The sequence below is a fragment of the [Enterobacter] lignolyticus SCF1 genome (genome assembly GCF_000164865.1).
Lineage (GTDB): Bacteria > Pseudomonadota > Gammaproteobacteria > Enterobacterales > Enterobacteriaceae > Enterobacter_B > Enterobacter_B lignolyticus.
The window spans coordinates 1,206,133-1,226,272 of sequence record NC_014618.1 but is presented as its reverse complement, the minus strand read 5'-3'; the positions used below and the strand labels follow the sequence as shown (position 1 = coordinate 1,226,272).

General features: G+C 57.1%; 19 protein-coding genes. 8 read left to right on the top strand and 11 right to left on the bottom strand.

The genetic code is table 11. The features are described 5' to 3' along the window. Nucleotides 1-9: 9 nt before the first annotated feature. From lepA to rseD, 6 genes are all read right to left on the bottom strand, one after another. Nucleotides 10-1,809 (bottom strand): translation elongation factor 4, encoded by a 1,800-nt coding sequence (lepA, locus tag ENTCL_RS05860; protein WP_013365193.1) that lies wholly within the window; start codon nt 1,807-1,809, stop codon nt 10-12. A 185-nt stretch (nt 1,810-1,994) separates the two neighbouring features. Continuing rightward, the gene (gene rseC, locus ENTCL_RS05855) at nt 1,995-2,474 is read right to left on the bottom strand and encodes a SoxR-reducing system protein RseC (RefSeq protein WP_013365192.1); all 480 of its coding nucleotides are present in this window, start codon (nt 2,472-2,474) and stop codon (nt 1,995-1,997) included. Continuing rightward, nucleotides 2,471-3,424: a sigma-E factor regulatory protein RseB gene (gene rseB / locus ENTCL_RS05850; protein WP_013365191.1), complete on the bottom strand. Its 954-nt coding sequence runs from the start codon at nt 3,422-3,424 to the stop codon at nt 2,471-2,473. Before rseB ends, rseC begins: the two co-directional genes overlap by 4 nt. Further along, nucleotides 3,424-4,074, bottom strand: a complete 651-nt coding sequence (rseA, locus tag ENTCL_RS05845; RefSeq protein ID WP_013365190.1) for an anti-sigma-E factor RseA — start codon at nt 4,072-4,074, stop codon at nt 3,424-3,426. Before rseA ends, rseB begins: the two co-directional genes overlap by 1 nt. Nucleotides 4,075-4,105: 31 nt before the next feature. After that, on the bottom strand, nt 4,106-4,681 hold the full coding sequence (rpoE, locus tag ENTCL_RS05840; RefSeq protein WP_006176728.1) for an RNA polymerase sigma factor RpoE: 576 nt from the start codon (nt 4,679-4,681) through the stop codon (nt 4,106-4,108). Then, nucleotides 4,678-4,737: a rpoE leader peptide RseD gene (rseD, locus tag ENTCL_RS23595; RefSeq protein ID WP_237325151.1), complete on the bottom strand. Its 60-nt coding sequence runs from the start codon at nt 4,735-4,737 to the stop codon at nt 4,678-4,680. The genes rpoE and rseD overlap by 4 nt, the downstream gene beginning before the upstream one ends. A gap of 366 nt (nt 4,738-5,103) precedes the next feature. Between rseD and nadB the strand changes: the two genes are divergently transcribed. Beyond that, nucleotides 5,104-6,723 carry an L-aspartate oxidase gene (gene nadB / locus ENTCL_RS05835; RefSeq protein WP_044612074.1) on the top strand — a complete coding sequence of 540 codons (1,620 nt, stop codon included), beginning with the start codon at nt 5,104-5,106 and terminating at the stop codon, nt 6,721-6,723. Here the strand turns inward: nadB and trmN are convergent. Beyond that, the gene (gene trmN / locus ENTCL_RS05830; protein ID WP_013365188.1) at nt 6,708-7,445 is read right to left on the bottom strand and encodes a tRNA(1)(Val) (adenine(37)-N(6))-methyltransferase TrmN; all 738 of its coding nucleotides are present in this window, start codon (nt 7,443-7,445) and stop codon (nt 6,708-6,710) included. The two genes, nadB and trmN, sit on opposite strands and share 16 nt — an antisense overlap. A 131-nt stretch (nt 7,446-7,576) precedes the next feature. Between trmN and srmB the strand changes: the two genes are divergently transcribed. Beyond that, the gene (gene srmB, locus ENTCL_RS05825) at nt 7,577-8,911 is read left to right on the top strand and encodes an ATP-dependent RNA helicase SrmB (protein ID WP_013365187.1); all 1,335 of its coding nucleotides are present in this window, start codon (nt 7,577-7,579) and stop codon (nt 8,909-8,911) included. A 26-nt stretch (nt 8,912-8,937) separates the two neighbouring features. Here the strand turns inward: srmB and ENTCL_RS05820 are convergent, their stop codons facing one another. Next, nucleotides 8,938-9,822, bottom strand: coding sequence for a LysR family transcriptional regulator (locus tag ENTCL_RS05820; protein ID WP_013365186.1), 885 nt, complete (start codon nt 9,820-9,822; stop codon nt 8,938-8,940). A gap of 104 nt (nt 9,823-9,926) precedes the next feature. On the opposite strand from ENTCL_RS05820, the gene eamB reads away from it, so the two are divergent. Next, nucleotides 9,927-10,514: a cysteine/O-acetylserine transporter gene (gene eamB / locus ENTCL_RS05815; RefSeq protein ID WP_013365185.1), complete on the top strand. Its 588-nt coding sequence runs from the start codon at nt 9,927-9,929 to the stop codon at nt 10,512-10,514. 109 nt (nt 10,515-10,623) lie between these two features. On the opposite strand, the gene grcA is transcribed toward eamB, so the two are convergent. Further along, nucleotides 10,624-11,007: an autonomous glycyl radical cofactor GrcA gene (gene grcA / locus ENTCL_RS05810; protein WP_013365184.1), complete on the bottom strand. Its 384-nt coding sequence runs from the start codon at nt 11,005-11,007 to the stop codon at nt 10,624-10,626. A 318-nt stretch (nt 11,008-11,325) separates the two neighbouring features. On the opposite strand from grcA, the gene ung reads away from it, so the two are divergent. Further along, the gene (ung, locus tag ENTCL_RS05805; RefSeq protein ID WP_013365183.1) at nt 11,326-12,015 is read left to right on the top strand and encodes a uracil-DNA glycosylase; all 690 of its coding nucleotides are present in this window, start codon (nt 11,326-11,328) and stop codon (nt 12,013-12,015) included. A gap of 31 nt (nt 12,016-12,046) precedes the next feature. Here the strand turns inward: ung and ENTCL_RS05800 are convergent, their stop codons facing one another. Both ENTCL_RS05800 and ENTCL_RS05795 read right to left on the bottom strand, forming a co-directional pair. Further along, nucleotides 12,047-13,381, bottom strand: coding sequence for an IS4 family transposase (locus ENTCL_RS05800; protein WP_013364229.1), 1,335 nt, complete (start codon nt 13,379-13,381; stop codon nt 12,047-12,049). Between the two features lie 107 nt (nt 13,382-13,488). Beyond that, nucleotides 13,489-14,547, bottom strand: coding sequence for a tRNA/rRNA methyltransferase (locus ENTCL_RS05795; RefSeq protein WP_013365182.1), 1,059 nt, complete (start codon nt 14,545-14,547; stop codon nt 13,489-13,491). A 204-nt stretch (nt 14,548-14,751) separates the two neighbouring features. Between ENTCL_RS05795 and trxC the strand changes: the two genes are divergently transcribed. The 4 genes from trxC (at nt 14,752) to pssA (ending at nt 20,113) form a co-directional block, all read left to right on the top strand. Next, complete coding sequence (gene trxC, locus ENTCL_RS05790) at nt 14,752-15,180, top strand: thioredoxin TrxC (RefSeq protein WP_013365181.1); 429 nt, start codon at nt 14,752-14,754, stop codon at nt 15,178-15,180. Between the two features lie 69 nt (nt 15,181-15,249). After that, complete coding sequence (gene tapT / locus ENTCL_RS05785) at nt 15,250-15,948, top strand: tRNA-uridine aminocarboxypropyltransferase (protein ID WP_044611905.1); 699 nt, start codon at nt 15,250-15,252, stop codon at nt 15,946-15,948. A 35-nt stretch (nt 15,949-15,983) separates the two neighbouring features. Beyond that, nucleotides 15,984-18,632, top strand: a complete 2,649-nt coding sequence (locus ENTCL_RS05780) for a bifunctional acetate--CoA ligase family protein/GNAT family N-acetyltransferase (RefSeq protein WP_013365179.1) — start codon at nt 15,984-15,986, stop codon at nt 18,630-18,632. Between the two features lie 125 nt (nt 18,633-18,757). Further along, nucleotides 18,758-20,113, top strand: a complete 1,356-nt coding sequence (pssA, locus tag ENTCL_RS05775; protein ID WP_013365178.1) for a CDP-diacylglycerol--serine O-phosphatidyltransferase — start codon at nt 18,758-18,760, stop codon at nt 20,111-20,113. Nucleotides 20,114-20,140: the final 27 nt, after the last annotated feature.

Genomic DNA, 20,140 nt, shown 5'->3' with positions numbered 1-20,140 from the left:
CCTTAAAGGTTATTTACTGTCTTTACCGACATGCAGAATGGCGAGGAACGCTTCCTGCGGCAGTTCAACGTTACCGACCTGCTTCATACGTTTCTTACCTTCTTTCTGCTTCTGCAGCAGTTTTTTCTTACGGCTGACGTCGCCGCCATAGCATTTTGCCAGAACGTTTTTACGCAGCTGTTTCACCGTTGAACGGGCGATAATGTGGTTGCCGATGGCCGCCTGAATCGCGATATCGAACTGCTGGCGCGGGATCAGCTCTTTCATCTTCTCCACCAGCTCGCGGCCGCGGTATGGCGCATTATCGTTGTGGGTGATCAGCGCCAGCGCATCGACGCGTTCGCCGTTGATCAGCACATCCACGCGCACCATGTTGGACGCCTGGAAACGCTTGAAGTTGTAGTCCAGAGACGCATAGCCGCGCGAGGTCGACTTCAGACGATCGAAGAAGTCGAGCACCACTTCCGCCATCGGGATTTCGTAAGTCAGCGCCACCTGGTTGCCGTGGTAGACCATGTTGGTCTGAACGCCGCGTTTCTCAATACACAGGGTAATCACGTTGCCGAGGAACGCCTGCGGCAGCAGCATATGACATTCGGCGATCGGCTCACGCAGTTCCTGAATGTTATTCAGCGGCGGCAGCTTGGACGGGCTGTCAACGTAGATAACCTCTTTCGAGGTGGTTTCAACTTCGTAGACTACCGTCGGCGCGGTGGTGATCAGGTCGAGATCGTATTCACGCTCCAGACGCTCCTGAATGATCTCCATATGCAGCAGGCCGAGGAAGCCGCAGCGGAAGCCGAAGCCCAGCGCCGTAGAGCTTTCCGGCTCGTAGAACAGAGAGGCATCGTTCAGGCTCAGTTTGCCCAGCGCATCGCGGAAGTTTTCATAGTCATCGGAGCTGACCGGGAACAGACCCGCGTAAACCTGCGGCTTCACTTTTTTGAAGCCCGGCAGCGCTTTCTCCGCCGGATTACGCGCGCCGGTCAGGGTATCGCCCACCGGCGCGCCGAGGATGTCCTTAATCGCGCAAACCAGCCAGCCTACCTCGCCGCATTTCAGCTCGGTGCGGTCAACCTGTTTCGGGGTAAAGATACCGAGACGGTCGGCGTTATACACCTGGCCGGTGCTCATCACCTTAATTTTGTCGCCTTTACGCATGGTGCCGTTTTTAATACGCACCAGCGAGACAACGCCAAGGTAGTTATCGAACCAGGAGTCGATGATCAGCGCCTGCAGCGGCGCGTCCGGATCGCCTTCCGGCGGCGGAATATCGCGCACCAGACGCTCCAGCACGTCGGGCACACCAACGCCGGTTTTCGCCGAGCAGCGCACGGCATCATGGGCGTCGATGCCGACGATATCTTCAATCTCATCCGCCACGCGCTCAGGGTCGGCCGCAGGCAGGTCGATCTTGTTGAGAACCGGCACCACTTCCAGGTCCATTTCCATCGCGGTGTAGCAGTTCGCCAGCGTTTGCGCTTCTACGCCCTGCCCGGCATCAACCACCAGCAGCGCGCCTTCGCAGGCCGCCAGGGAACGAGACACTTCATACGAGAAGTCAACGTGGCCCGGGGTATCGATAAAGTTCAGCTGGTAGGTCTCACCGTCGGCGGCCTTGTAATCCAGCGTCACGCTTTGCGCTTTGATAGTGATGCCGCGTTCGCGTTCCAGATCCATAGAATCAAGAACCTGGGCTTCCATTTCACGATCAGAAAGGCCACCGCAAATCTGGATAATACGGTCAGACAGCGTCGACTTACCGTGGTCGATGTGAGCAATGATCGAAAAGTTACGTATATTCTTCATATTAGAGTTAATTATGCCTTACGAATTCCTGGAGGCCGCTGTTCTGCGCCTGACGTATTGATCGTTCGAAAACGCCGCATTCTACACTACATCTCCGTCACCAGGAAATGCTCTTCCGGCAAGCATAGCGGTTAGCAGAAAGGAGATCTCGCGGCAGATGTAAATAAAGATAAAAGCCAGTGAATTCACTGGCCCATTTCAGAAGAAGCGGTATCGATGCGCAGCAGTTCGGGCGGTAGGCCAACGCTTAAAATTGTCGGCTGCAGGGCGTCACGCGCCGCCAGCTTCGGCGACAGGCCGCGGGCAATGAGAAAACCGCCGACGCCGCCGAGCAGCGCGCCGGTCAGCGCCGCCAGATCGCTGCCGAAGCAGAGCTGGAACAGCGCAGCGACGGTGAAAAGCCCCAGCAGCGGCGTCATGTAAACCAGCAGCGCGGAGGTCAGCAGGCTGCCTTCGCCAATGCCAAGCTCCACTTTTTGCCCGGCGACTAACGGCTGCGCGCTTGGCACACTGATGGTGTGCTGGGTTTGCGGTCCGAGCTTGTTAAGCACCCGGCTGCCGCAGCCCGCGCGGGAAGCGCAGCTGCTGCAGGAAGCTTTCACGTCGCAGCTTACCTGCGCTAAGCCGTCATGCCAGGAGATGACGGTTGCCCACTCTTTGATCATGGCGAAATTCCAGGCTTAATGCTGTCGGCAATGCGCTTCGCCGTCTGCGGCGGCAGCTCGCCGACGATGGTGATTTCCGCGTTATCGCGCACCGTGGTGCTCACGGTACGACGGCCGGTGCGCAGCATCTGTTCGCTGCTGGTCGGCGTGGCGCGGCTAATATTCACCGAGAAGCTGAACAACCCGTCGGAATAGAGCTTGGACTCCACCGGCGAATCGATGGTCGGCAGCGTACGGCGGCTCTCCGCCACCTCGACGAACCCCTGCGGCAGCCAGGCGGGCGCCCAGCTGAACTTCGCTTTATCGCCGGACGGTACGGAGAGCTGCGGCGGCAGGCTGGCTTTCGCCAGGTTCTGCATGTAGTCGCTCACCTGCGCTGTGACGGAAAACGAAATCACGCGGAACTGCTCCAGCGTTTCGCCATCGCGATCCAGCAGGTCAACGCGCATCGGCAACTTGGTTTCCGCATCCAGCCAGACGATATAGCTGTAGCGCGTGCCGTCTCTCGCCACCACGCGAATAACCTCACACAGCCGATCCGCAATGCGGGTGCGGCCAACGGAGATGAAATCATAGTACGGCGAGAGGCGCTTAAAATCGGTATAAATAAGCGAAGGCAGCGAGTCGACAATGTAATCGCCGTTGAGCGTGAAGGGATCGAGACCAGGCTCAAAATAGCTGATTTCGCTACCGCGTTGCACAACTTCACGTCGCGGTCCGTCCATCTGCAGCAGCTGCGCCAGCGCCTGGTTATTCAGACGCGCGTGACGATAGCGTAACGACTCTACGCCCTGCTTGTTGATGCTGATGAAGGACAGCTCGTAGTTGAGAGACTGGCTTGCCATATTCATCTCCTGCAACAACGCCCCGGACGATACATCTGCCGAGGCGTTAGCGGAGAAGAACAGGCTACCAGCCACAAGGGACATGGCACACCAAAGTTGCTTCATTACTGCGATTGCGTTCCTAACGTTTGATATCCTGGCACCTGGACCGCAGCCTGCTGGGTCTGTGCCTGTTCAAACTGAAGCTGTTCGGAGTGCAGACGACGCTGCAATTCGTAGTCCTGCAACATTGCGTTGATGCGACGACGCTGCTCCTGCACCTGCTGCTGCTGACCGGTTCCGGCGTTAGCATCTGCAGGCACCCCCAGGCTTACCGGGCTAGCTTTGCCCATCATCGGCAGGGTGTTAAACACCGGCGCCTCTGGCTGCTGGGAAGTTTCAGATCGTCCATTATAGTGCTGGACGCCCACGATGACTGCAAGTGAAACACAAGCCGCAACACCCATTTGGGTTAATGAACTCGCCCATGGACGAACTTTGTTCCAGAATGGCATTTTTTGCCACTGGTGCGGCGCTGGCTGGGCTTCAGGGATGAGCGGCGTTGCCTGGCGAACAGGTTCGTTCGCGATGGCCGCCATCACGCTTGCTGAGATATCAAAGTGCAGAGTTTCTGCCGTATCCCCGCGCATAGTATCGCGGATGAGATGGTAGCTCTCCCACGTTTTTTGCATTTCAGTGGAATGAGTAAGCTCGTTGAGCAGCTCACTATCCAGCGTTTCCCCATCCATTAAAGCGGAAAGTTTTTCTTTCTGCATGCCTAATACCTTTTCCAGTATTCCGCCATCGTCAACGCCTGATTAGCGGTTGAACTTTATTATCAATAGCTTCCCGCGCACGGAAGATACGTGAACGTACCGTACCCACCGGACAATCCATGATAGCGGCTATCTCTTCATAGCTCAGGCCATCCAGCTCCCGCAACGTAATAGCCATGCGTAAATCTTCCGGAAGCGACTCGATGGTACGGAAAACTATTTGTCTCAGTTCTTCTGACAACATTAAGTTCTCAGGGTTCGAAATTTCTTTCAGTGCGCCGCCACTTTCGAAGTTTTCTGCGTCGATGGCATCCACATCGCTGGATGGCGGACGTCGCCCTTGAGCAACCAGATAATTCTTCGCCGTGTTGACGGCGATACGGTACAGCCAGGTATAGAAAGCACTATCCCCCCGGAAAGAATCCAGCGCACGATAGGCCTTTATAAAAGACTCTTGCACCACGTCAGGTACATCGCCCGACGGCACATAGCGGGAAACCAGGCTCGCCACCTTATGCTGATAACGCACTACCAGCAGGTTAAACGCCTTCTGATCTCCCTTCTGGACCCGTTCGACAAGGACCTGATCCGTTAACTGCTCGCTCATCCGAGGTAATGTCTCCTCAAACCAAATTCCCATGCGTAATCAGAACGCCACTCCATCACTGCACTATGAGCAAGCACGAGGTTAGAGTGCGCGGTTGCCTTAAAGTTCAGTTACGCTTTTACTTTTTGCTAATCACAGTAGACCGTTCATTATCACTCATTATAAGTCTACCAATACTTAATGAAGAGTCAGGTGCGCAAATAGACGTCTGAAATCAACCAGCAGAGTAACGTAACACAGGCTTTTTTTCATCATAAAATCTGAAGCTAACGATCTGCTTCGCAATTATTTTCTTACCTTTACAGTTCTTCCGTCGCCGCCCCTCTGTTTAGCAAGCTCAACGCACAAGAAAAAATTGCGTGCTGTTCGTCGCTTTATGGTGCTATGCTGAACAAACACTGTTTAGTAAATTAAACAACATGCTGAATACAACTCCCGATCTCTCTTGTGATGTCCTCATCGTCGGCAGCGGTGCTGCTGGTTTATCCCTTGCGCTGCGCCTCGCTGAGCACCATTCGGTGATCGTACTCAGCAAAGGCCCCGTCAGCGAAGGATCGACGTTTTATGCCCAGGGCGGTATCGCCGCGGTGTTTGATGAAACCGACAGCATTGAGTCCCATGTTGAAGACACCCTGGTCGCCGGCGCCGGCATCTGCGATCGCCATGCGGTCTCCTTTGTCGCCAGCAACGCCCGCCACTGCGTGCAGTGGCTTATCGATCAGGGCGTGCTGTTTGACACCCAGGTACAGGCCAACGGCGAAGAGAGCTACCACTTAACCCGCGAGGGCGGACACAGCCATCGCCGGATCCTGCACGCCGCCGACGCAACCGGTAAAGAGGTGGAAACCACGCTGGTCAGCAAAGCGCTGAGCCACCCTAACATTCGGGTGATTGAGCGCAGCAACGCGGTGGACTTGATCGTCTCCGACAAGATTGGCCTGCCCGGCACCCGCCGCGTGGTCGGGGCGTGGATCTGGAATCGCAATAAAGAAACCGTGGAAACCTGCCAGGCGAAGTCCGTCGTGCTGGCTACCGGCGGCGCATCCAAGGTTTACCAGTACACCACCAACCCGGATATCTCCTCCGGGGACGGCATCGCCATGGCCTGGCGCGCTGGCTGCCGGGTCGCAAACCTGGAGTTTAATCAGTTTCACCCGACGGCCCTGTATCACCCGCAGGCGCGCAACTTTTTACTCACCGAGGCGCTGCGCGGCGAAGGCGCGCTGCTCAAGCGCCCTGATGGCTCGCGCTTTATGCCGGATTTTGACGAACGCGCAGAGCTTGCGCCGCGCGATATCGTCGCCCGCGCGATCGATCATGAGATGAAGCGTCTCGGCGCCGACTGCATGTATCTCGATATCAGCCACAAGCCGGAAGCGTTTGTGCGCCAGCACTTCCCAATGATCTACGAGAAGCTGCTGGGGCTGGGCATCGACCTGACCAAAGAGCCGGTACCCATTGTCCCGGCGGCGCACTACACCTGCGGCGGCGTGATGGTCGATGACTTTGGCCGTACCGACGTCGATGGGCTGTATGCGATTGGCGAAGTCAGCTATACCGGTCTGCACGGCGCCAACCGTATGGCGTCGAACTCGCTGCTCGAGTGTCTGGTCTACGGCTGGTCGGCGGCAGAAGATATCAGTAAGCGGATGCCGTATGCCCGCGCGGTCAACGCGCTGCCGGCCTGGGACGAAAGCCGCGTGGAAAACTCAGATGAGCTGGTGGTTATCCAGCACAACTGGCACGAGCTGCGGCTGTTCATGTGGGACTATGTCGGTATCGTGCGCACCACCAAGCGTCTTGAACGCGCGCTGCGCCGTATCACCCTGCTACAGCAGGAGCTCGACGAGTACTACTCCCGTTTCCGGGTATCCAACAACCTGCTGGAGCTGCGTAACCTGGTGCAGGTCGCAGAGCTTATCGTCCGCTGCGCCATGATGCGTAAAGAGAGCCGCGGGCTGCACTATACGCTGGACTATCCGCAGCTGGCGGAGCGCTCCGGCCCGTCGGTGCTGTCGCCGCTGGCTCACATAAATAAATAGAAGGCCTGGGTCAGCGCGGCGTACCCTTCGGAATACTGCTGCTCTGGCCCACGAATCACCAGCCGGTCCATAAAGCACTCGCCCACCGCGGGAGAAAATGCCAGCAGAACGCGGTGCGGCAGGCGCAGCTCGGTTTCGGCGACGTCCGTACGCAGCCGCAGATGCCAGCCCATCGCCAGCGCCTGCTCGGTAAAGCTATTGCCAATGTTCTCCGGCAGCACTACGCAGAAAAAACCCTCTTCGGTTATCGCATCGGCGGCGCAGGCCAGCAGCGCGGTATGATCCAGCGACGTGGTGTAACGCGCCTGCTCACGCTGCGGCGTGGCGCACTCCACGCCCTGCTCATAATAAGGCGGATTGCTGACGATAAGATCGTAGCGGCTGTTCTGCCCGGCAATCCAGTCCCGGACATCTGCCTGATGGACAGCGATCCGCTGCGCCCACGGCGACTCCTGAACGTTTTCTGCCGCCTGAGCCGCCGCGTCGACATCAAGCTCAACGGCATCCAGCGTCACCGATGCTTCCGTACGCTGCGCCAGCATCAGCGCCAGCAGACCGCTTCCCGTACCGATATCGAGGATCCGGTTTACGCGCGCGATGGGCGCCCACGCCCCGAGCAAAATACCGTCAGTGCCCACTTTCATCGCGCAGCGATCGTGCGCGACAAAAAACTGCTTAAACGTAAATCCATTGCGGCGAAGCACGGATTTAGAGTGAATCATAGTCAACAACCTTTCTGGAAATACCAACTGAGCGTTGGGTTATGCACAATACCTGAGAACAGATAGCCATACAAACAGATGAAGATTACAGCCGTAACGTCTATAATCAGCGGCCCACACAGAGGTAGATCATGACTGTAACGACTTTTTCCGAACTCGAACTCGACGAAAGCCTGCTGGACGCCCTCCAGGATAAAGGCTTCACACGCCCAACCGCCATTCAGGCTGCTGCCATTCCGCCTGCGCTCGAAGGCCGTGATGTACTCGGTTCTGCGCCGACAGGCACCGGTAAAACGGCGGCATACCTGCTGCCAGCGTTGCAGCACCTGCTCGATTTTCCGCGTAAAAAATCCGGGCCGCCGCGCATCCTGATTCTGACGCCGACCCGCGAGCTGGCGATGCAGGTCGCCGATCACGCCCGCGAGCTGGCGAAACATACGCACCTCGACATCGCGACGATCACCGGCGGCGTCGCCTATATGAACCACGCCGAAGTGTTCAGCGAAAACCAGGATATCGTAGTGGCGACGACGGGGCGTCTGCTGCAGTACATTAAAGAAGAAAACTTCGACTGCCGCGCCGTCGAAACACTGATCCTGGATGAAGCGGATCGTATGCTGGATCTGGGCTTTGCCCAGGATATCGAGCACATCTCCGGGGAGACCCGCTGGCGCAAACAAACCATGCTGTTCTCCGCAACGCTGGAAGGCGATGCGATTAAAGATTTCGCCGAGCGCCTGCTGGAGGATCCGGTAGAGGTTTCCGCCACGCCGTCGACTCGCGAGCGCAAAAAAATCCACCAGTGGTACTACCGCGCGGATAACTTCGAGCACAAGCTTGAGCTGCTCAAGCACCTGCTGAAGCAGGATGACGTCACCCGCTCCATCGTCTTTGTGCGCAAGCGCGAGCGCGTGCACGAAATGGCCGAACTGCTGCGCGCGGCCGGGATCAATAACTGCTATCTGGAAGGCGAGATGGCGCAGGCAAAACGCGTCGAAGGCATCAAGCGCCTGACCGACGGTCGCGTCAATGTGCTGATCGCTACCGACGTTGCGGCCCGCGGCATTGATATTCCCGACGTCAGCCACGTCTTTAACTTTGACATGCCGCGCAGCGGAGACACCTACCTGCACCGTATCGGCCGTACCGGTCGCGCAGGACGTAAAGGCACGGCGATTTCGCTGGTGGAAGCGCACGACCATCTGCTGCTGATGAAAATCGGCCGCTACATCGAAGAGCCGCTGAAGCCCCGCGTGATCGACGAGTTGCGCCCGGTCACCCGCCCACCGAGCGAGAAAATGACCGGCAAACCGTCGAAAAAAGCGCTCGCTAAACGCGAAGAGAAGCGGAAAGAAAAAGAGAAAGAAAAACCGCGCGTGAAGCAGCGCCATCGCGATACCAAAAACATTGGTAAACGCCGCAAACCGAGCGCCGCGAAGGTGGAGTCATCGGGTTCAGAAGAGTAAAACGACGCCGGGTTCGCCCGGCGTTTTTATTTCCCCGCAGCGCAGCACTCCTCGACGCACGTCATAAATACCCGCATCGCCGGGCTGACCACCTTCCCGGCATGATGTGCGCACAGCGCGGTAATCGACAGCGGCGGATCGCTAAACGGCAGCTCGACCAGGGTACCGTCCTGCAGTTCGCGCGTAACGGTAAAACGCGGTAAAAAGCTCACGCCCAGATTAGCCGCCACGCACAGCTTGATGCTCTCAATACTCCAGAGCTCAATGGTATTTTCCAGGGTGATTCGCCGCGCCCGAAGCTGGCTTTCAAACAGCTGGCGAAAGATACACTGCGGTTCGTTAATCACGAAGCTCAGCGGAAGATGCTGATCCGTTCGGGTAAAATCTGCGCCCAGCAGCGCGGGAGAGGCCACCAGCGCCAGCGTCTGCTCGCCGATAGCGTTGCACGTCAGCGCCTCGTCGTTGCCTACCCGATAAAATACCCCGAGATCCACCTCATCGTTGAGCAGCGCATCGCGGATAACGTAGCAGTTCAGCGACTGCAGCGACAGGCGCACGCGGGGGGCTTTTTCTTTGAAGCGCTGGAGCACCTGCGGCATTTTATAGGCCAGCAGCGTCTCGCCTGTCGCCACGCGCAGCTCGCCCTCCGGTTCGCTATTTTGCTGCGCCGCCTGACGAATCGATGCCATCACCCGGGTCAGTTCGTGCACGTGCGGCATCAGCTTTTTACCGCTTTCGGTCAGGCACATCCGTCGGCCGATCTTCTCAAACAGCTGCAGGGAGAGCTCCTGTTCCAGTTGCTGAATATGGAACGTCACGGTGGATTGCGTACAGCAGAGCTTGTTGGCGGCGCGAACAAACGAGCCCTCTTCCACCACCGTTTTCAGGGTTATGAAACGGCGCAAATCCATCCTGCCTCCAATACATCGAAACTATCGAATTCAGAATTAAAAAACATTCAATTTTTTAAATCCTCTGTATCGGCTACTGTCTGCCAAAACAGAGGAGAAGACAAGTGACCACCACCCTTTTTAGCGCTTTCTGGACCTATACGCTGATTACCGCGTTGACCCCTGGGCCAAACAATATCCTCGCGCTCAGCACTGTGACCTCGCACGGCCTGCGCCAGAGCTCGCGCGTGCTGGCAGGAATGAGCCTCGGATTTTTGATTATTATGCTGCTCTGCGCGGGCATCGCGTTTTCACTGGCGACCCTCGACCCGGCGCTGATCCATATCCTCAGTTGGGCAGGCGCCGCGTATATTCTGTGGCTTGCGCTGCGTATTGCGACAAGCCCGCCGACGGATGCCGCCGTTCAGTCCCGGCCCGTCAGCTTCTGGGCGAGCTTTGGCCTGCAGTTTGTGAACGTCAAAATCATGCTTTACGGTATTACCGCGCTGTCGACCTTCGTCCTGCCCCACACCCGGGAGCTGGTTTGGGTGGTCGGCATCAGTGTGCTGCTGGCGGCGATCGGGTCGTTGGGTAATTTGTGCTGGGCGCTGGCCGGACATCTTTTTCAACGGCTGTTTCGCCGCTACGGCCGGGAGCTGAACATAATTCTGGCGCTGCTGCTGGTGTACTGCGCGGTGCGGATTTTCTACTAGCCTGCTGACACGCATAAAAAAACGGAGAATGCCCTGGGCATTCTCCGCGATACGCTATCGGGTTACTGCGCGATATTCCCGATACCTTATATTTCCCACCCCTGAGAAATTACAGGCTTTCGGTAAACGTACGGGCAATAACGTCGCGCTGCTGCTCTGGCGTCAGAGAGTTGAAACGCACCGCATAACCGGAAACGCGGATGGTCAGCTGCGGGTATTTTTCCGGGTGTTTAACCGCATCTTCCAGTGTTTCGCGACGCAGCACGTTAACGTTCAGGTGCTGACCGCCTTCCACACGCACTTCCGGCTTCACGTCTACCGGAATTTCACGGTATTCGATGTCGCCCAGCTTGCTGACTGCGACAACCTGATCTTCAGTGAAACCGCCTTTTGCGCACAGGCAACGAGCTTCGCCTTTCTCGCTGTCCAGCAGCCAGAATGAGTTCAGCAGGTCGTCGTTGGCAGCTTTAGTAATCTGGATACCAGTAATCATTTGATGCCTCCCTTGGGCTCTGTATATTCGTTTTTAACTGACCGGGTCCTGGCCAATTGGTAAAACCATTGTTGCTTGAGTGTATATATATCAGTCGCACACCCTTGATTCATTGATTTAAATCAATAAAAACCACACCACCATGATGGTTATGTGCTGATTTTATTGTTTCAGATCAATTTATTCGCCACCAATCGAACAAAAATCATTGTAAACATTCAACTTTTTTTGCATAAACCGGAAAAAGCGCGGATCGAAATTTTGTTCTCCACAAAGAAGCCGTTAAGCTATGGCCATGACTATTCGCAGGAGAGCGAGATGACCACTCCGTTAACATGGCATGACGTCCTGGCCGGTGAAAAACAGCAGCCCTACTTTCTTAATACGCTGACCACGGTCGCCAACGAGCGCCAGTCCGGCATCACGGTGTATCCGCCGCAAAAGGATGTATTTAACGCCTTTCGCTACACCGAACTTGGCGACGTCAAGGTCGTTATCCTCGGACAAGATCCCTACCACGGCCCGGGCCAGGCGCACGGGCTGGCGTTTTCCGTACGGCCAGGCATCGCCACGCCGCCGTCGCTGCTCAATATGTATAAAGAGCTGGAGGGAACCATCCCCGGCTTTAGCCGCCCGCCGCACGGGTATCTGGAAAGCTGGGCGCGTCAGGGGGTACTGCTGCTCAATACCGTACTGACCGTGAGAGCAGGCCAGGCGCATTCGCATGCCAGCCTCGGCTGGGAAACGTTTACCGACAAAGTTATCAGCCTGATTAATGAACACCGGCAAGGGGTGGTGTTTTTACTCTGGGGATCGCATGCGCAGAAAAAAGGGGCGATTATTGATCGTCAGCGTCATCACGTGCTGAAGGCGCCGCACCCGTCACCGCTGTCGGCGCACCGCGGCTTTTTCGGCTGCAACCACTTTGTGCTGGCGAACCAGTGGCTGGCGGAACAGGGCGAAGCGCCCATTGACTGGATGCCGGTGCTACCGGCCGAAAGCGAGTAAAAAAAATGCCAGCGTTGCGCTGTAATGCCAGTCAGTTAAGCGACTGACTGGCTGTTTTTCTCCAGGTTTTACTGTATTTCTGGGGCCTTTCTTTTACTGTTCGCGGGAAGGCTCTTTCCCTTCTTATCGGTAATTTCACCAACTGTCCCATGCTTTCAAGATCACGCATCAGCTCCGGGATACGACCTGGCGAAGCGCCCTGCAGAGTCATCAGCATTCGCATCACCATTCCACATGATTCTGAGAAGCTTAGCTGATTCGGCCAGTATCCCTTCAGGCTTCCCGCCATTTTAATCATCTGATATCTCACAAGATTATAGGCCAGTAACACTCCCCAGAGCTCCTGTTCTACAAGCTCTGGCTTTTTACTTCTCAGCGTCAGTCTGCTCAGTTGCATCGTCTGTTTTATCTCCCTGTAACCCAGTTCGATTTCCCACCGATGGCCGTACAGGTCTGCCATCTCACCGCCCGGGAAGCGCATTGCATCCGTCATTGACGTCAGCAGATGGCAGACTTTTCCTTTACGAGTGAACGTCAGCAGTCGCGCTGTTATTTCTTCACCCAGCTCCGGCCATTTTTTCCGTGCCTGCGGGCTGGTTTTCAGCGTGACCAGGTGATCGCCTTTACCCAGCTTTCTCTCCTCTTCATACTGTGCTCCCTTTTTCAGCGGGATCATCCAGTGCCGGTGTTCTCCCGCCAGGCTCCAGGCGTTCAGCAGACCCAGCGAGTAATAACCTTTATCCATCAAAGTCAGTGTGTTATCACCTGTCTGAGATATCAGCTGCTCTGCGAGTGCATTTTCGCTCTCTTTCATTGTGCCAAAGGCTGCAGCCGTGAGCAGATGGCTGGTCAGCTCCATCTGGCAGACCATTTTTACCTGCGGATAGAGTCCCGGTTTTCCGCCGTGTGTCTGACGCGGGAAGGCTGTATCATTTTCCGGCGTATCCTGTGTTCGCCAGACCACGCCATCCACGGCCAGCAGCGTCAGGCCGCACCAGTGTGGATGTGCCGTGGCTCCATGCCAGAGTTGTGCGGTTTGGGTGAATACACGGCGAACGGCCTCACTCCCCAGACGCTGGCGGGCCTGAATAACGGCACTGGGGGCGACGAAAGGACGGTCGCCCGGCAGCATGATATCCAGGCGATTAACAATCTGGTGAAGAGGCTCCTTACGCTCAAGCGCCATACCGACAATACACCAGACCATCATTTCCAGCGGCAGGCGGCGCTTGCGCAGGGTGACTGTGCCGGACTCAGCAAGGCAACGTGAGATAAGTTCAGGGTCGAGATAATCCCCTAAAGAAGTCAGTGGGTTACGCAAAGAATCGTAACGGGAAACAAGATCAAGAGCCTGTCCAATGTGCATAAAAAAATCCGGAAACGGGTGAGCATTTCCGGATTCTTACACAGCCACTGGATCGGTCAACCGATCCTTAACTGATCGGCATTACAGCGTTGCGCTGGCATTTTTCATCAGGCCTTATTCTGACGCCACCATTCGGCCAGCAGTACGCCGGTCGCAACGGAGACGTTAAGGCTTTCAACGTTGCCGGTCCCGTTAATTGACACGCTCAGGTCAGCGCTGGACAGCGCGGCATCGGACAGGCCATCACGTTCCTGGCCTAGCACCAGCACCATTTTACGCGGCAGCGTCGCTTTAAACAGCGGCGTACCTTCATGGCTGGAGGTCGTCACTATGGTGTAGCCCGCGCTGCGGAACTGCTCGATGGCCTCCAGCACGCTGTCGCCCGTGATCGGCTGTACGTGCTCAGCGCCGCCTTCCGCGGTGCGAATAGCCGCACCGGACTCCAGCAGCGCGGCATCCTGCAGCAGCACGCCTTTCACGCCGAAGTGCGCGCAGCTGCGCATCATTGCGCCGAGGTTATGCGGGTTACCCACGTCTTCCAGCGCCAGAACGCAGTCGTCGGCGTCGGCCTGGCTGACCCACTGCTGTACGGTTGTGCCGTTACGCTTTTTGATCAGGAAACAAACGCCGCCGTGGTGCTCGGTGCCTGACGCTTTCGTCAGCTCCGCGTCGTCCACCACGTGGTACGCCTTGCGGTTTGCCGCCATCCAGCGCAGCGCTTCTTTAAAGCGCGGCGTGACGCTCTGGATAAACCAGGCGCGCACGATACACTCCGGACGGCTCTGGAACAGGGCCTGACAGGCGTTTTCACCGTAGACGCGGGTCTCTTCGGCGCGCTGACGACGCAGCACTTCCGGGTCAATAAAGCTTTTACCGCTGATGCCGCCGTGATCCGCTTTAACCGGCGCTTCTTCGCCAGGTGCGCGCGATACCGTGCGCCACGGGGAAGCATCGCGATCGCGACCGCGTTCACCGCCAGGCGCAGAGCGGCGCTCCTGGCCAGGTTTACCCTCGCGGGAAGGACGACGACCACCTTCAGTGCGGGACGTGCTGCGTCCACCGCCTTTACCGGTACGCGGGTTGTGCGTGCGTTTATCCGAGTCGTCATCACTGCGGACATACATCACTTTGACCTTGCCGCTTTTGTTTTTCAGTTCGTCGTTCATTTCATTCTCCACCTGCGCTGCGCGAAGCGCGAAGATTACCCGATGTGCCAGCGCTTCGCCATGATTTCATACCAAAGACGGTGACTATTATATTCATTGAATAAACCAGATTGTTGTTTAACGCGCTCTCATCGATAATACGTAACATTAAAGAAACATTCCGGCGACACCGCCGACCATCCCCCGCTTACCCAGAGGTTAGTTATGAATACCGTTTGTGCCAATTGTCAGGCGCTCAATCGCATCCCGGACTCACGTATTAACGATGATGCGGCAAAGTGTGGACGCTGCGGTCATGCGCTATTTGATGGTGAAGTGGTTAACGCCACGGACGCCACGCTGGATAAATTACTGAAAGACGATTTACCGGTGGTCGTTGATTTCTGGGCGCCATGGTGCGGTCCCTGCCGTAGCTTCGCCCCCATTTTCGAGGACGTTGCCGAAGAGCGCAGCGGTAAAATGCGCTTTGTGAAGGTGAATACGGAGGCTGAGCAGGCGCTGAGCGCACGTTTTCGCATCCGCAGCATCCCGACCATTATGATGTTCAAAAACGGCGAGGTGGTTGACATGCTTAACGGCGCCGTTCCGAAAGCGCCGTTCGACAGCTGGCTGAACGACGCGACCCGCTCCTGACCCGGAGGGGCACAGCTTGTGCCCCACCGCCGCCTCTGCGACAATGGCGTTTTTTCCGTACGACTCCCCATGACTGAAAACGCTGTCCTTCGCCTGCGCGCCGAACGCCTGGCTCGCGCCACACGCCCGTTTCTTGCGCGCGGCAACCGCATCCGCCGCTGTCAGCGCTGCCTGCTGCCGCTCAAGCTTTGCCTTTGCGATACCCTTTCTCCGGGCCATGCGCAAAGCCGGTTCTGTCTGGTGATGTTTGATACCGAGCCGATGAAACCCAGCAATACGGGGCGCCTGATCGCCGATATTCTGCCTAATACCGAGGCGTTTCAATGGTCGCGCACCGAGCCGCCGCAGGCGCTCCTTGAGCTGGTGCAGAATCCGGATTATCAGCCGCTGGTGGTGTTTCCGGCCTCCTACGCGGGGGCGGAACGCCAGGTAGTAACCGCGCCGCCGACGGGTAAACCGCCGCTGTTCATTATGCTCGACGGCACCTGGACGGAGGCGCGAAAAATGTTCCGTAAAAGCCCGTACCTCGATAATCTGCCGGTTATCTCTGTGGATTTATCCCGCGTCTCGGCCTATCACCTGCGTGAAGTTCACGCCGAAGGCCAGTATTGCACGGCGGAAGTCGCGATCGCGCTGCTGGATCTGGCGGGCGACACCGGGGCCGCGGGCGCACTTGGCGAGCACTTCCAGCGCTTTCGCACCCGTTATCTGGCAGGAAAAACCCAGCATTCGGGGAGCATCACAGCAGAGCAGGCAGAAAACGTTTAAAATCATTCGGTCACTTGTGTCTGAGGGAGACCGCAATGAGCCAACGGGGACTGGAAGCGTTACTGAGGCCTAAGTCGATAGCCGTAATCGGCGCATCAATGAAGCCGCAGCGCGCGGGCTATCTGATGATGCGCAATTTACTGGGCGGCGGTTTCAATGGGCCGGTGCTGCCGGTCACCCCCACCTGGAAGGCGGTACTTGGCGTACTGGCATGGCCCACTATCGAAAGTCTGCCTTTTACTCCCGATCTCGCCGTCATCTGCACCCACGCCAGACGCAACCTCGAACTGCTGCAGGCGCTGGGCGAAAAAGGCTGTAAAACCTGCATTATTCTTTCCGCCCCGCCGGAGCAGAATGCCGACCTGCTGGCCTGCGCCGGACGCTACCAGATGCGCCTGCTTGGCCCGAACAGCCTCGGGCTGCTTGCCCCCTGGCAGGGGCTGAACGCGAGCTTCTCCCCGGTGCCGATACGCCGCGGCAAGCTGGCCTTCATTTCGCAATCTGCGGCGGTGTCCAATACGATCCTCGACTGGGCCCAGCAGCGCGAAATGGGGTTTTCGTACTTTATCGCGCTCGGCGATAGCCTGGATATCGATGTTGACGATCTGCTCGACTATCTTGCCCGCGACAGTAAAACCAGCGCCATCCTGCTTTATCTGGAGCATCTGACCGACGCCCGTCATTTTGTCTCCTCCGCGCGCAGCGCCTCACGCAATAAGCCGATTCTGGTGATTAAAAGCGGCCGCAGCCCGGCAGCCCAGCGCCTGCTGCACGTCAACGCCGGAATGGACCCGGCCTGGGACGCCGCCATCCAGCGCGCGGGGCTGCTGCGGGTGCAGGATACGCACGAGCTGTTCTCCGCGGTTGAAACCTTAAGCCATATGCGCCCGCTGCGCGGCGAGCGTTTGATGATTGTCAGCAACGGCGCGGCGCCTGCGGCGCTGGCCCTTGATGAACTATGGTTGCGCAACGGCAAGCTGGCGACGCTCAGCGAAGAGACGGTTGCTGCGCTGCGTCAGGCGCTACCGGCAAGCGTCGAAGCGGCAAACCCGCTCGATCTGCGCGATGACGCCAGCTGCGAGCACTACCAGAAAACGCTGAACATTCTGCTCGACAGCCAGGACTATGACGCCCTGCTGATTATCCACTCGCCGAGCGCCGCCGCGCCCGGAACCGAGAGCGCCCAGGCGCTGATCGAGACCCTGAGCCAGCACCCGCGCGGCAAATATGTGACTATCCTGACCAACTGGTGCGGCGAATTCTCCTCGCAGGAGGCCCGTCGGCTTTTCAGCGATGCCGGCATCCCTACCTACCGGACGCCGGAAGGCACGATTACCGCCTTTATGCACATGGTGGAATACCGCCGCAACCAGAAGCAGCTGCGGGAAACGCCTGCCCTGCCGGTTAATCTGACGGCAAATGCCAGCGATGCCCATCAGCTTCTCCAGCAGGCTATTGCCGACGGCGCGACGTCGCTGGATACGCATGAGGTTCAGCCCGTTCTGCAGGCCTATGGCTTACATACCCTTCCGACCTGGATTGCCGCCGACAGCGCGGAAGCCGTCCATATCGCCGAGCAAATTGGCTACCCGGTCGCGCTGAAGCTGCGTTCGCCGGATATTCCGCACAAATCGGAAGTTCAGGGGGTGATGCTCTATTTACGCACCGCCGCTGAAGTTCAGCGGGCGGCGGACGCCATTTTCGATCGCGTGAAAATGGCCTGGCCGCAGGCGCGGATCCACGGGCTGCTGGTGCAGAGCATGGCGAACCGCGCCGGGGCGCAGGAGCTGAGAGTGGTGGTGGAGCACGACCCGCTCTTCGGCCCGCTTATCATGCTCGGTGAAGGCGGCGTTGAGTGGCGAGCGGAAGAACAGGCGGCGGTGGCATTGCCGCCGCTGAACATGAACCTGGCCCGCTATCTGGTGATTCAGGCGATTAAAGGGAAGAAAATACGCGGGCGCAGCGCGCTCCGCCCGCTGGATATCGCCGGACTCAGCCAGCTTCTGGTACAGGTATCGAACCTGATTGTCGACTGTCCGGAGATTCAGCGGCTGGATATCCATCCTCTTCTGGCGTCCGGCAATGAGTTTACCGCCCTCGACGTTACGCTGGATATCGCCCCTTTTAGCGGCGATAGCGCAAGCCGCCTGGCGATTCGCCCCTACCCGCAGCAGTTTGAAGAGTGGGTTGTGATGAAAAACGGCGATCGCTGCCTGTTTCGCCCAATTCTTCCTGAAGATGAGCCGCTGCTTCAGCAGTTTATTGCGCAGGTCACAAAAGAAGATCTTTATTACCGTTACTTTAGTGAAATCAATGAATTTACCCATGACGACTTAGCTAACATGACGCAGATCGACTACGATCGTGAAATGGCGTTTGTTGCTGTGCTTTCGTCGGCTACTGGCAGCGAGATCCTCGGCGTTACCCGCGCGATTTCCGATCCGGATAACGTTGATGCGGAGTTTGCGGTGCTGGTGCGTTCCGATCTAAAAGGACTGGGGCTGGGCAGACGTTTATTGGAAAAGCTGATTAATTACACCCGAGAGCACGGATTGCTGCGCCTGAACGGCATCACGATGCCTAACAACCAGGGCATGATTGCGCTGGCGCGAAAACTGGGTTTTGAGGTTGATATTCAGCTGGAAGACGGGATTGTCGGACTGACGCTTAAGCTGTCAGAGTAGATATTCTGCGTATAAGCTGCTGGAAATGTTGACCACTTTAGCGGGTAGTAATGGTATTATTGCTCGCTTATGTCGTCTGCATGGTACAGAAGACCCTTGATTAAACAGAGAAGAAACGCACTGTGATGTTGTCAAAATTTAAGCGTAACAAGCATCAACAACACCTTGCTCAACTACCTAAGCTTTCTCAGTCAGTTGATGATGTCGAGTTCTTTTATGCTCCCGCAGATTTCCGGGAAGCACTGTTGGCCAAAATCGCCAGCGCCACGCGCCGCATCTGTATCGTCGCCCTTTACCTCGAGCAGGACGACGGCGGTAAAGGTATTTTGCAGGCGCTGTATGACGCCAAGCGTCAGCGCCCCGAGCTTGACGTGCGCGTGCTGGTCGACTGGCATCGCGCACAGCGCGGGCGTATTGGCGCCGCAGCGTCGAATACCAATGCCGACTGGTACTGCCGCGTCGCGCAGGAAAACCCGGATGTGCATGTCCCCGTCTATGGCGTGCCGGTAAATACCCGTGAAGCGCTGGGCGTGCTGCATTTCAAAGGCTTCATCGTTGATGACAGCGTCCTCTACAGCGGCGCCAGCCTGAACGATGTTTATCTGCATCAGCACGACAAATACCGCTACGACCGCTACCAGTGCATTCGCAATCCGCAGATGGCCGATATCATGTTCAACTGGGCAGACAGGAACCTGGTGCACGGTCGCGGCGTCAATCGCCTCGACAGCTGCGACCGTCCGAAGAGCCCGGAAATCAAAAATGATATCCGCCAGTTTCGCCAGGAGTTGCGCGATACCAGCTATCATTTCCAGGGCGATGCCGATAACGAACAGCTTGCGGTGACGCCGCTGGTCGGGCTCGGAAAAACCAGCGTACTGAATAAAACGATTGCAAACCTTATGCCCAGCACTGAGCATAAGCTGACCATCTGTACCCCCTACTTCAACCTGCCAGCCGTTCTGGTCCGCTGCATCATTGATTTACTGCGCCAGGGGAAAAAGGTGGAGATCATCGTTGGCGATAAAACCGCTAATGATTTCTACATCCCGGAAGACGAGCCGTTTAAAATAATCGGCGCTCTGCCGTATCTGTACGAGATAAACCTGCGCCGTTTCCTGAGCCGTCTGCAGTACTACGTCAATACGGACCAGCTGGTTGTCCGCCTGTGGAAGGATGATGACAACACCTATCATCTCAAAGGAATGTGGGTGGATAACGAGTGGATCCTGCTGACCGGCAATAACCTCAACCCACGCGCATGGCGGCTGGATCTGGAGAACGCGATTCTCATCCACGACCCGCAGCATCAGCTGCGCGAATGCCGCGAGAAAGAGCTGGCACTTATCCGTACGCATACCACGGTGGTGAAGCATTACCGGGACCTGCAAAGCATTTCAGATTATCCGGTGAAAGTCCGCAAGCTTATCCGCCGTCTTCGCCGGATCCGCATCGATAAGCTTATCAGCCGTATTCTGTAATCCGAAGCCCCGCAGACGCCGGGGCTT